Annotated in this window: 11 protein-coding genes; 3 read left to right on the forward strand and 8 right to left on the reverse strand. The window is 52.7% G+C overall.

Annotation, left to right across the window (positions count from 1 at the left end):
- Window positions 1–16 precede the first annotated feature (16 nt).
- The 4 genes from AC0YNS_RS20390 to AC0YNS_RS20405 all read right to left on the reverse strand — a co-directional run bounded on the left by AC0YNS_RS20390 (window position 17) and on the right by AC0YNS_RS20405 (window position 5142).
- On the reverse strand, window positions 17–1282 hold the full coding sequence (locus AC0YNS_RS20390) for a glycoside hydrolase family 125 protein (protein ID WP_475782936.1): 1266 nt from the start codon (window positions 1280–1282) through the stop codon (window positions 17–19).
- Between the two features lie 95 nt (window positions 1283–1377).
- The gene (locus AC0YNS_RS20395) at window positions 1378–3159 is read right to left on the reverse strand and encodes a beta-galactosidase (RefSeq protein ID WP_475782937.1); all 1782 of its coding nucleotides are present in this window, start codon (window positions 3157–3159) and stop codon (window positions 1378–1380) included.
- A gap of 263 nt (window positions 3160–3422) precedes the next feature.
- Window positions 3423–4331, reverse strand: coding sequence for an AraC family transcriptional regulator (locus tag AC0YNS_RS20400; protein WP_475782808.1), 909 nt, complete (start codon window positions 4329–4331; stop codon window positions 3423–3425).
- Between the two features lie 157 nt (window positions 4332–4488).
- Complete coding sequence (locus AC0YNS_RS20405; protein ID WP_475782938.1) at window positions 4489–5142, reverse strand: glycosyltransferase; 654 nt, start codon at window positions 5140–5142, stop codon at window positions 4489–4491.
- Window positions 5143–5423: 281 nt separating this feature from the next.
- On the opposite strand from AC0YNS_RS20405, the gene AC0YNS_RS20410 reads away from it, so the two are divergent.
- Window positions 5424–5918 carry a hypothetical protein gene (locus tag AC0YNS_RS20410; protein WP_475782809.1) on the forward strand — a complete coding sequence of 165 codons (495 nt, stop codon included), beginning with the start codon at window positions 5424–5426 and terminating at the stop codon, window positions 5916–5918.
- Between the two features lie 103 nt (window positions 5919–6021).
- Here AC0YNS_RS20410 and AC0YNS_RS20415 read toward each other — a convergent pair whose 3' ends face one another.
- A complete protein-coding gene (locus tag AC0YNS_RS20415) occupies window positions 6022–7929 on the reverse strand; it encodes a beta-L-arabinofuranosidase domain-containing protein (RefSeq protein ID WP_475782810.1) in 1908 nt (635 codons plus the stop codon).
- 195 nt (window positions 7930–8124) lie between these two features.
- Here AC0YNS_RS20415 and AC0YNS_RS20420 point away from each other — a divergent pair, with 195 nt between their 5' ends.
- Window positions 8125–8982 carry a helix-turn-helix transcriptional regulator gene (locus tag AC0YNS_RS20420; RefSeq protein ID WP_475782811.1) on the forward strand — a complete coding sequence of 286 codons (858 nt, stop codon included), beginning with the start codon at window positions 8125–8127 and terminating at the stop codon, window positions 8980–8982.
- A gap of 77 nt (window positions 8983–9059) precedes the next feature.
- Here the strand turns inward: AC0YNS_RS20420 and AC0YNS_RS20425 are convergent, their stop codons facing one another.
- From AC0YNS_RS20425 to AC0YNS_RS20435, 3 genes are all read right to left on the reverse strand, one after another.
- Window positions 9060–9488 carry an SRPBCC family protein gene (locus AC0YNS_RS20425; protein ID WP_475782812.1) on the reverse strand — a complete coding sequence of 143 codons (429 nt, stop codon included), beginning with the start codon at window positions 9486–9488 and terminating at the stop codon, window positions 9060–9062.
- Between the two features lie 62 nt (window positions 9489–9550).
- Window positions 9551–10039 (reverse strand): N-acetyltransferase family protein, encoded by a 489-nt coding sequence (locus AC0YNS_RS20430; protein WP_475782813.1) that lies wholly within the window; start codon window positions 10037–10039, stop codon window positions 9551–9553.
- 344 nt (window positions 10040–10383) lie between these two features.
- Window positions 10384–11847, reverse strand: coding sequence for an MDR family MFS transporter (locus AC0YNS_RS20435; RefSeq protein ID WP_475782814.1), 1464 nt, complete (start codon window positions 11845–11847; stop codon window positions 10384–10386).
- Between the two features lie 155 nt (window positions 11848–12002).
- Between AC0YNS_RS20435 and AC0YNS_RS20440 the strand changes: the two genes are divergently transcribed.
- Window positions 12003–12524: a PadR family transcriptional regulator gene (locus tag AC0YNS_RS20440; protein ID WP_475782815.1), complete on the forward strand. Its 522-nt coding sequence runs from the start codon at window positions 12003–12005 to the stop codon at window positions 12522–12524.
- The last annotated feature ends 57 nt before the right edge of the window (window positions 12525–12581 follow it).

Here is a 12581-nt window from a genome sequence, read left to right on the forward strand (position 1 = left end):
GTTAACGATGCTTCGCTTAGGCGAGCATGGCTCCAATCTTCTTCTCATTCATCAGCTTCAGAATCAGCTCGCCGAACAACGTGTTTGCCCAAGCAAACCACGATCTTGTGAATTGCGCCGGATCATCCACGCTGAAGCCTTCATGCATGAAGCCGGTATTGCCATCTGTCGCGATCAGCAGCTTCACCAGCTCCGCGATCTCCTGATCGTCGGTCGAGGTGAGTGCTTGCATGACCAAGCTGATATGCCAGATATAACGCGGCGGTGTATGCGGGCTTCCGATGCCTTTCGCACAGCTGCCTTCGTAGTAATAAGGGTTGTCCTTGCTTAGGATGAATCGGCGCGTATTCAGGTAAATCGGATCGTCCTTGGCTGCATAGCCCAGGTAAGGAATAGACAACAGGCTTGGCACGTTTGCATCGTCCATCAGCGTGTAATTGCCCTGCCCATCGGTTTCATAGGCGTACATATCGCCGTACACCGGATGCTTGTAGATGCCGAAATCGCGAATGCCAAGGTCAATCTCTTCCTGCAGCGCCAGCGCTTCGCTCTGCAGAGATGCATCGCCCAGCACCTCGTTTGCGATTTCAGCCAAATAACCCAGCACCACGCTCGCGAACATGTTAGCCGGAACCAGATATCCATAGGCGCACGCATCATCACTTGGCCGGAAGCCGGACCATGTCATGCCTGTGTAGCTGACCGGTGCGCCCATTCCGTTGTTGTGGATCGTATCGCTCGGCGGGCCGGACAGACGAGTGAAGCGGTAAGGCGACTCCTCTACATGCTTCTGCTCCGTGCGCCATAGCTGTAGAATTCGTACCGCCGCCTGCTTGAAATCGTCATCGAAAGCAGCTGTGCTGCCTGTTTGTTTCCAGTACAGGTAGCTGATCTGGAGCGGATAACAGAGGGAATCAATCTCGTATTTGCGCTCCCATACCCATGGGCTTGGTGCAGGCAATTCGGTCACATCGTTCTCGTAGCGCATGTCGTTGGCCTCTTCATTGAAGGCATTCGCATAGGGATCGATGAGGATGCAGCGGAATTGGCGTTTCAACAGCCCTTCAATAATGCCGCGAAGCTCCGGATCTTCCGAAGCCAGCTGAATATAGGGCCTGACCTGTGCACTGGAATCTCGCAGCCACATCGCCGGGATGTCGCCGGTAAATACGAAGGATGTTCCGTCTTCCAGCTGGCGTGTAGTTGTTTCCAATGTGTTCGGGAAGCATTGCTTAAACATATGAAGCAGCTTCGGGTGCAAGGCTAGCTCGGCCTCCGCCATAGCTAGGATGTTTTCGATGGATTGCGGCAGTTTCGGTTTCAATTCAGTAGTCAGAGGATTCACCTTCTTATGTGTATTTTTCTTATTTCTTACGTTTAGTTGGCTGCTTGCTGCGGCTGGTGATTTAGCACCGGCGTATCCGTAAGCATAACCGTCGATGCTTGCGACGCATCATGCAGCTCGAATACGATGATTTCATTGCTGCCTTCGCGGAGAAGAGGGGCTGGCACATACAGCGTTTGCTGAGGGCCTTTGCTCCAGTAACGCCCCAGGTTGAAGCCATTTATGAAGACGACACCTTTCGTCCAGCCCTGCATGTCCAGGAACGTATCTGCGCCGGCCTCCGAAACGTGGAAAGTTCCTTTATAGAACCGAGGTCTATCCGTATTCGAGCTGTTCGCGGCCCAAGCCAGCTTCGATAAGTCTTCAAGCGGAATCGGCCGAATGGTCCAATTGAAGAGAAATTGGAACCCCAGTCGAACCCCTTCCGTGATCCCTTTGCGGTCTCTTAGGTAAGGGCCATAGTTGATTCTGCCCATATTCTCAACGAGAATATCCAGCCTCGCGCCTCCGGCCGGCACTTCAATCGCCAGCGATTGCGGTGTCTGCGATCGTTCGATTACGCCTCTGAATTCGCCATCCACATAAACCAATGCCCGGTCGCGTACCTCTTGCAGATAGAGCTGCTCTGAAGGCCGCGGTCCGGAAATGTGCGTTGAATACAAAATAAAACCATAATTCTGTCCAACCTTCTCCATCGGAAGCGGTGTAACGGATTGGAACGGTGCCGACAGAACGTCGAGCTGCTCCCATAATGCTGCCTGCTCAGTTAATTCGACTTGCCCGTAGGCACGGCGAGGGATAACAGGAGGTAACTCCAACGGACCGAGCTCCTCATACCGTGCAATGACTTCTCGGACCGCATAATACTTGGCTGTTGGCACACCAGTCTCATCCAACGGAGAATCGTAGTCATAGCTCGTAATCGTGGGCTCGAAGAGATTAGGCTCCTGGCAGTTTGCGCCATTATAGAAGCCGAAATTTGTACCGCCATGGAACATGTAGAAGTTGACGGAAGCGCCGGCAGCCAGCATTTCGTCCAGCACTGCTGCCGCGTCTGCAGCATCGCGTGTATGATGCGGTTTGCCCCAATGGTCAAACCACCCATTCCAATACTCCATGCACATAAGCGGCGAATCCGGCTGATATTCCTTCAGCTTATCGAAGGAAGAGGTCGGATTGGAGCCAAAGTTGACCGTTGACAGCACGCCTTGGACAGATCCGCCCTGCAGCAGCGCATCAGTGGGTCCATCGGAGGTGAACAGCGTTACATCAATACCGCGTTTAATAAGCGCCTGTTGCAAATAGTCCAGGTACACGGCGTCGTTGCCATAGCTGCCATATTCGTTCTCGATTTGTACGGCGATAATCGGTCCGCCATTTGTACAAAGCAGCGGTTTCAACCGCGGAATGAGTACATCATAATAAGCATCAACCTTGCTCAGATAAGCGGGATAGCTGCATCTCAGCTGCATATCGGAATCAGCCAGCAGCCATGCAGGCAGACCGCCAAATTCCCATTCCGCACAAATATATGGACTCGGACGAACAATGACATGCAAGCCGAGGCTGCCCGCAAGCTCGATATAAGCAAACACATCGGCAAGTCCATCGAAACAGAACTGCCCTTCGTACGGCTCATGTACATTCCAGGGAATGTAAGTCTCCACCGTGTTTAGTCCGCAAGCTTTCAACTTCATTAAACGGTCTTGCCAGTACTGAGGGACAATCCGGAAATAATGCATAGCGCCGGACAGAAGGCGGACAGGCTTGCCTTCATACACAAACGCACTTCCTTCTATCGAAAAATGGGTCAACATGCTCGCTCCTTACCTCTGTCTTGTAGACATAGGATAAACGCGGTACTTCCTGCGCTCAACGGGATTTTTTCGGGAAGTTCCCCTTTTTCCACCCTAAACAGGGTACTACACGATTTTCCCAAGCCCCTTCTACGTTGAAAAAGGAGAAGTCGGCGAAACTTGCATCCTCCATGACGCAAAATTCGCCTGCCGGCAGCAATAAGAAAAGGCGCATCCGATTATCGGCTGCGCCTCTTCTTAGCAGACCTATAGGTTAAAGCTTACGCTTCTTTGCGTTTCACAGGGAGATAAATGTCCATCTCCACGAGCTCTCGGCCCGGATGGCAGCGATAATCATACAGCTCGAACTCCGCGGAGCCGGCATGCTCATAACCGGAATGCGGGAACCACTCGCCGAAGATCGCTCCCCATGTGCTTTGGATCGTGTTAGAGAACTGCTCGGTCGGCACCTTCGGTGTCGTAAACACCGCATATTCAGCAGCTCCGAACTCGCGGCAGACGAGACCCTCCGGCACATTGTCGAAGTTCTCGGCTTCCATGCCAATCAGGTACTTGAAGCTTCCGGTCGCCATGTCGAAGCCGTGGCAGATGCCGAGCTCGATCGGGCTTTCCTTATGAACGCGGTTCGGAATACGGCCCGCCCAGCCGTTCTTCAGATACTCCTGCCAGTATGCCGGAATCTGGCGTTGATTCTCGCCATCGTTCGTGGATGTTGTAAGCTCGTAGCCGATGACCTTGTAAGCGGGTTTCGTTTCAATCCGATAATCCATGCGAATGCCTCCCAAATAAGGATTGTATTTGCGCTGCAGCACGTTTAGCTTCGAGTAAGCCGGCGGCTTGATCCCTTGCTTGCGGTAGTCAGCCGGCGTCATCTCGAACATGCGCTTGAAGGCGCGGGTGAACGTTTCATGATTCTGAAAGCCGTAGTTCAGCGCAATGTCGAGCAGCCTTGTATCCGAATAGGCAACCTGCCAAGCCGATAACGCCAGACGACGCTTACGCACGTATTCCATTACGGTATCTCCCGCCATGGACAGAAAGACCCGGTGGAAATGAAAGTCGGACAGCCTCGCGACTTGCGCCAGCCGCGATAAGGACAGCTCCTCCGCTACATGTGCTTCTACGTAATCAATAGTCGTTTGGATCTGCAGCAGGTAATCCTCCCTCATTCGAATGCATGACCTCCTCTTCCTTGCTGTACTCGTACTCCTTGTATTGTAACGTGGCTCCATGCTAATTTCTTGATGATTCTTGCTGAATCCTGCTCGCAGCATAAAAAAAGACCACCGTACTTTCCCGGCGGCCACTTCGTGCAATTTAAGCTACTTATTTGAACTTATCAGGAAACTGAGCAACGATCCCCTGTGCGAGAATATCCGCAAACATCAGCATGTGTGCCAGTCCTTCATCGAAAGCAAGAATATCGCCATTCCAGTCCTTCTTCAGCCTCGCGGTCACCGCAACCGTAATGAGCTGCAAATGCCTATCCATCATGCTCTTGATTTCTTTGTGCGTCCAATTCGGGTTAGCGCCGCTTAGAAATTTGGCAATATCGTCGGCATTGCGGTACCACGCTTTATTGTGCTTCTCCAAGTCCGCCTGATTCCCAGCCTTCGCCGCTTCAAGCACTTGTCCGGCAATCAGGATATGCTCCCGCAGCAGCTCAGCCAGCTTGTTGCCTGCGTTCTCGCCATAGTAGGGCTTAATGGCGTTGCCGAGATCCTGCTGATTGCGAAGCAGGCGCTCCAGCACCTTATCGCGGTCCGCAAGTCCCTCGGTCGCACTCACAATGTAGGATCTTGTCCAGTAGACATGGTCGCCCCACAGCTTCCGGAGCTCTTTGTTCAGGTTTACCATCGACTGCGTATAGCGAAGTTGATGGGCATGATGATCTTGCCTTGACGCTGAGGCATGTATTGGAGTAACTCCCAGCCCAAGCAGCACGCATACGAGCGTTAGGCTTAGCCATTGTTTTCTCATCCGCATTGTTGTTCTTCTCCTTTTGTGAGGCCGGTATAGTCGGTATGGTTAGCTCCTTTATTGTGGACATTTCCATTCATTTCATACACACAAGGTGAAACGGCCCGTGTTTGGCGGCGCAGCGCGTTTCATTCCGGTGAAATAGAAGCATTGTAGAAGGTGAAACTTATACTTTCTTCTATGTAGAGGCAGAAACCCGTACCCTTTGGCCACTCTCGGCATCTATTAACAGGAGTATAGCAACTAGCAGCGACATGAATGAGAGAGTAGGAGATAAGAGAATGTCGATGAGGAGAAACAGCAGTAGAGTCGTCACAAGCAGCAGCAAAACACGAGGAAATACCGTCAAAAACAGCCGAAAAGTTCGAAGCAGCAGCACGTCATGCACCGGGAGCGGCTACAGTAGAGCCGTTTATTCCACGGGAATAATTCGGCGAAATCCCGGTACCAACTTCGCCCTCGTTGACCTCGTCAACCTTGGCTATAGAAATGCCTTACGAATGAGTTTTCGAGTATTCGACTGGTCGAGCGGCCTGCCTGTCGCACTCACGTTGGCGCCGTGTAACACGACCAACTGCTTCGTATCCCTGGCCCCAGGCACGTCGAATTTCGTGTACGCGGACGTATCGAGCGTGAAGTATAAGTACGAAGTGCGCATCAGCCGCAGCACAGCGAATCGCAACGTAATCCTCAACGTGTTCGGCCTTAGCCAAGAGCCTGTCACGCCGCAGATTGGCAACAACGTGCTGCAGCATGCGCTTGTCCGCATTAGATGAGATTGCATAGATTCATCTCTCTACCGTCACGATAAAGAACGACAAAAAGTGGCTGAACTGAGTCCCCTCGGTTCAGCCACTTCGTTTACACATCCAGCTTCGCTTATACCCGCTTCTTCCACGCCTTCTCGCGTTCCCCGATCAGCGGGAATTCGCCAATCCGCAGGCGCGCGCTGCCGTAAGGGACAAGCGTCAATTCCGCGATCTCCTGACCTTCGGTCTTCGGATAGATCGGCGGCGTCCCCGCGTTGTTGCCCTCCATCTTCCACTCCCGCACCAGCTGACCGATTGCCTTCAACCGAACAGGCGCATGCTCGGCATCGAATGGTTGATACGGCACTTCACTCTCGCTAACCGCATAGTCGTTGTCTGCCAACAGGCCGTATTTCCAAGGCGTGCCCGGGTAAACCTCCCAGTCGTGAAACTTCGCCCGCTTCGTGAGCAGCTGCCAGTTCTCTTGAATCGGCAGGGCATAGACAAGCGGTCCGCGCTCAACGCTAATCGCATACAGATTGCGGGATGTCGTCGTAACGACCATCGGCAAACCAAGCGTCAGCACGTCTCCGTTCTTCCACTCGCGCTCCACGCGCGCATAACCATTAACGACGTTTAGCGAAACGTTAGCGCCGTTAACCGACAAGCTTGGCGAACCGCACCAGGCCGGAATGCGCAGCGAAATGGAGAAGGCTTCACTCGGACGATCCAGCGCCACAGCTATGTTAACCGTATCACGAAACGGATACTCACCGCTCACCGTTACCGTTGCCGTCGCACCGCTTCCAACCGACGCGTTCACCACGCTAGGCGCATACGACACAGCCGCCAAGCCGCCGTTCCCGTCACCCATCCACAGATGGGACGTAAACTTAGGCCAGCCCTGATGCATATTCGACGTGCAGCAGCCGAAATGCGGTTCCAGACCAAACAAGTTCGCATCGGGGCCGTTGCTCCAAGTCCGCGGAGCCACGTTGCACACGATTTGATTGACCTGCTGATCATATTGATGCGAAGTCCAGTCCTTAGAGATTGCGGCCGGGAGCGCGTTGAAAGCCACCTTTTCCAAAATATCCCCAAACCGTCCTTCGCCGAACACGCGCGTCAGATGCTCCATGGAATACATATACTCGACCACGGCGCACAGCTCGACGCCTTGACTTGGGCTCGTCCCCGATAACCACTCGTCTCCGGAGAACATGCCATGCGCTTGACCATGGTACGTCATCAAGCTGTCGATTCCGCGATGAACGGCAGCAAGCTCAACCTCTTCACCGCTTAGCTCATACCGGATCGCCGGGGTTTTGATGCCCATTGCCACATTGACGACATGCGTGCTCCAATCCCACTCCTCCACTTTGCGCCAGTACGGGAAGTCGTGAAACACATCGGTCCAATCGAGCGTCTGCTCGGCTACCGTCGCTGCCAGCTCCAGCAAGAACGCATCCCCTGTCTCTTTGTACAGCCATTGCACGCACAGTACCATCTCTGCGCCGCGTGCCTTGGCCCATCCCTCAAGCGGGTTAGCTGCAATATGACTGTGCACGTAACGGAAATATCGGGTCAAGAACGGAACAATACGCTCATCCCCCGTCACTTCCGCATATTGGGTCATCACCTTGAGCATGATCATGTAATGCCACCAGTCGTGCTTCTTGTTGATGTCATTATTGACCGATTGAATCGTTCCGCGCGGACCGAAATTGCCATCCTCCCCTTGGCTTGCGAGCGACCATTCCACCCAGCGCTGCGCTTTGGCAATCAGCCCCTCGTCCTCCAGCAAATAAGCAAGCGGCAGCAGTCCGTCCAAATAATAAGGCCCGCGCTCCCAGCTCTCCCCTTGACCGCCAATCCAACCGTTATCCGGCCCAACATCGCTCCAATGCTCTTCCAAATGTCCGGTTAATCCATCTGCCTGAATACGCAGCTGATTGCGGAGCCAGCCTGCAGGCTTAATCGCCCCTAGCGGTAATGCTTGAAATGCTGTGGCGATCAGCTTATTTATCGTCGTCTCCATATAAGTCGTCTCCTTCAGATCCTCATAGTAAGATTGCTATGAAGCGAATATAGCATGGTTACGTGTATACAGCCGATAGCCGATGACAACCCTTTTTTATCTAATCACAACATGAATTCAAATTCGCCCATATGGCACAATTCCTGATAAACACTTATGATAAAAGCAAAACCCTCCGAAAGGAGCGACTCTCGAATGTTCCGATTTACTTCTCCGCCCATGCCGCACTATATCACTTCGGGTGAGGATACCTATGCAGCAGGCGGCAAGCATCCGGGCCGTGCAAGCATCGGTGTATTCGATCTGCTCGCCGTAACACGCGGCACGCTCTATCTGGAAGAGGATGGTGTGCCGCTCACCGTTAGTGCCAATCAGTTTGCCATTCTGCGTCCGGATCGCGCGCACAAGACCGTGATTCCCTGCCAAGAGGAGACGCATTTCTACTGGCTTCATTTTCAAACGCTTGGCAGCTGGAGTGTTGTAGCGGAACGCGAACCGCATATGCCCCCGCCTATTACCGATCCCTACCCACAGATCGAAACCTTCGCGTTTCATGTGCCGAGATTCGGTGAGCTGCTCGCAAGGGAGGGCGTCTATGAACGGCTGCAAAATCTGCTGCTGCTCCATGCCGACTTCCATGCTGCAGCCCGTTTCCGCCAGCAAACCCTGCTGCTCGAGCTGCTGCTTCAGCTGCAAGAGGAGGGCAGCCATACCGCTGCTGCCAAGGACACGCAGCTTGCGCTCGCGGATGAAGCGGCTGCTTTCTTGCGCCGCAATTACCGGGAACAGCTCAGCTACAAGGAGCTGTCGGATCAGCTGCATTTTCACGCCAACTACATCGCGCTCTGCATGAAGAAAGCATTCGGCTGCACGCCGCAGGACTACCTCACACGCTACCGCATCGAGCAGGCGAAGCAGCTGCTCATTCATACCAGTGAGCCCATCGGTAAGATTGCCGAAGAAACCGGCTTCCAGACCTTCCCCTACTTCGTCCGCTGCTTCAGCAAGCACACGGGCGCTCGCCCGAAGGAGTTCCGGCTTCGATATCGATGATCAGCGAATGACAAAAGGCAGCTCAGCTTAGGACAACTTGCTTTCGTCCTGAGCCGAACTGCCTTTGCTAAACGGATTTATTTGACAATTCCCGTCCGGAGCTGCGTCACGCCGAACTCCAAGTACCCTTTCAAGCACGTCAGCACAAACACCCAGCCTTCTTTGTTGTCCACGATTTTACTCAGCAGCTCGGGATCATGATCTTGAAAGCCCTCTTCATTAATGGCAATAATCGTACACTCGTCAGGCTGCTCTTCCAAGGTAATGGTGACAATATGATCCTCGCCGGCCCATTGAAACACGATCTTCTTATCTGCCTCAACCTCAAGCAGCGTTATGCCCACTTCGGCATTGTACTCTTTGTAAATCAGCGTAACGCTCTTGCCTTTCTCCCATCGCTCCGAGCTGGTAGAGAACCAGAAGTTACCGATCTTAGCAGGGTCTACGAAGGCTTCGAACAGGTCGTGTGCCGGTCTGGCGATTCGAAATTTGGTTAGGTTATTCATAGGTATGTATCTCCTTTTGTCGCTCGGATTCATGGGAATGCGTGTGCCGGTGGCCCCGCTTCCTATTCTAGGATCTTCTGATAACTGGCAATGTCGAGCCACCTGCCAAACTTATGACCCACTTCTTTGAATAGTGCCGCTCGCTCGTAACCTAGTCGCTCAAACATTCGAATACTTCGCTCATTCTCCGTGCACACCGTGGCAACAAGCACATGAAACTCGCTCGCCCGCGCTTTCGTCTCCAGAAAAGCAACCATCTCTGCGCCAATTCGCTTGCCGAGATGCCCCGGAGCCAGATAAATCGTGACCTCCGCCGTCGTATTGTAGGCCTGCTTGTTCTTATGCTGCGTAAGCAATCCGTAGCCTATTATCGCACCTTCTTCTTCACACACATAGGTGCTGTACAGCGGATTGGCAGGCAGTACATTCGGCCGAATTTCGTCCATCGTCAGGGGAAGCGTGTGAAAAGAAACCGTCGTATGCACGACATAATGATTGTAAATCTCCAACACCTGCGGCAGATAACGTTCTTCCATCCGGGCAAATCGCATGATATTCGTCCCTTTCAGCAGTAGGTTCGACTCCCAATCCGCAATCCACTTTAACTCTACTCACCATACCATATTTTAGCGCGCAAAACGTAACCTATCGCGCCACCTGCAACAAACTAACCATGCTTATTCTAACGAACCATGGGGGCCTTATTTGGTCTCAAATGACGGCCAAAAAATTCTAACGAACCCACAGGGCCTTATTCAGTGAATTTCAGGTCCGTTGGGGCATGTTTTCTCCGAATAAGACCTCCTGGATTCGTTAGAGTATCGAGCTTCGAGCGGCGAGCGCAAAAAAGCCTCCCCATCGTCTCATCAGACAACGGAGAGGCTCCCTTCCACTTTTACGCCGATTGGCGTGCTTCCACGGCAGCAACCTTCTGCTGCTTCGCTTTGCCGACGAACAGCGCAAGCGGGAATGCAACAGCAGCGATTAAGGTTGCCAGCAGATATACATCGTTGACACTCATCGTGAACGCCATGTTCGCGATGTGCAGCTCATTCGTATCGCCGGCCATCGCGAGATCAGTACCGTGTTGAACGGAACGCGACGCAAGCAAGGTGGTGAAGATCGCAATCGCGAAGGAACCGAATACGTTACGCGTCCAGTTGGAGATCGAGGAAGCATGACCAACCAAGTGACGCGGAATTTGCTCCATCGCCGCGTTGCTCGCAGGCATCATAACCATCGCGATGCCGAGGTTACGAACCGTCATCCACCAGAGGATGTAGGAATGAGAAACGTCGATACTGAGCCAGCTAAGCGTCAGCGTACCGAGCGCAAGCAGCGGGATGCCCATCGCCATCAGCCAGCGCGGTCCGATTTTGCCATATAATTTGCCGACAACAGGCATAATAAGAGCCATAGCCAGCGAAGCCGGAAGAAGAATCAGCCCCGTGTCCATCGCAGACACATGCTGAATGCGCTGCAGGAAGATCGGCGTCAGGAATGTACCGGAGTACAAGCTGATCGTGAGAACAATCGTAATGATTAAGTTCAGCGTATAACGTCCGTTCTTAAACACATGCAAATTAAGCAGCGGAGTATCGGTCGTAAGCTCCCGCCAAATGAAGAGTACCAGCATCACAACACCTACGACGAGAAGCGAAATAATCCGGCCCGAATCCCAGCCCCAGTTGTGACCTTGACCAAGCGCAAGCAGCAACGAAGAACTGCTGACAAGGACGGTAATAAACCCGATGCCATCGAAGCTCTTCGGCACACTGAGACGATAGAATGGAATAAAGGCAAACACCAGCACGATCGAAATCAAGCCGATTGGAATGTTCATCAAGAACAGCCACTGCCAAGCGAAATTCTCCAGCAGCCAGCCGCTGAACGTCGGTCCGATTGCCGGAGCCATCATCGCAGCAAGCGACCAGAGCGCAATCGCCATCGCTTGTTTCTCACGCGGAACCACTTGATAGATAATGGCCATCGATGCCGGCAAGATCAAGCCGCTGAATGCGCCCTGCATAACACGGAATGCGATAAGCGAATACTCATCCCAAGATGCGGCACAAAGCACAGATGCAACAACGAAGCCGATAAGCGCGAATAAATAAAGCCGCTTATAGCTGAATTTCTCTCCCAAGTATCCAACGATCGGAGCCAGTGTGCCCATCGCCAGCATAAAGCCCGTCAGCGTCCATTGAATGGAGCCGAGCGTGGTATGAAAATGGTCCTGCAAAATCGGCAGCGCAATATTAATCGTACTCGATGCCAAAACACACAAAAAAGAGCCGACAAAAATCGCCGTCATAATCGGCCAAAACTTTACTTTGTCCTGCTGCTCCTGTTCAGTCAACTTCATTTCCCCCTCAATACCAGAGCATCTTCTCAAACAGGCACCTCTCCCGGCACCGTTGCATATATGTCGGTATTTACATATAATCAAAACCAATGACAATCATATACCACTACCAATAATATGTCAAAACTAACATATGGGAAGGACATCCTATGAACACCCTTGCTTATGGGCTCCTTAGTCTACTCTCTTATTCTCCTGATTCAGGTTATGACCTGATGTTGAAAATCCAGTCCTGTTGGCCCGCCAAGCACAGCCAAATCTATCCGCTCCTCTCCCAGATGGAGAGCGAGGGCTATGTTCGGCACGTACTCGTCACCCAAACCGATAAGCCGGATAAGAAGGTTTATTCGATAACCGATAAGGGTCGCGACGCCCTTCGCGCCTGGCTGACTGTACCTGCCAACGACCCCGTAATACGTGATGAGCTTATACTCAAAGTATTTGCCATGGATCAAGGTGACCCGGACGATATGAAGCGTCAGCTGGAGCTTCGCATCAATTACTGCCGCGACAGGGTACACTGGCTGGATCGCAGAATCGAATTCTATTCCTCGAAGGAGCCGCCTCCTTCACGGGGCATGCGGCTGCTGCTGGAGAGAGGACGGTTCGCCACGCAGTCCGATCTGAACTGGGCGGAATGGGCGCTTGAACAGCTGGAAGACGAATCGTAAACAAGAAGAGCTGAGATCCGGCGGACAATGCCAGGGACTCAGCTCTTTTATCTTATA

This window comes from Paenibacillus sp. J22FR21 (genome assembly GCF_056269135.1).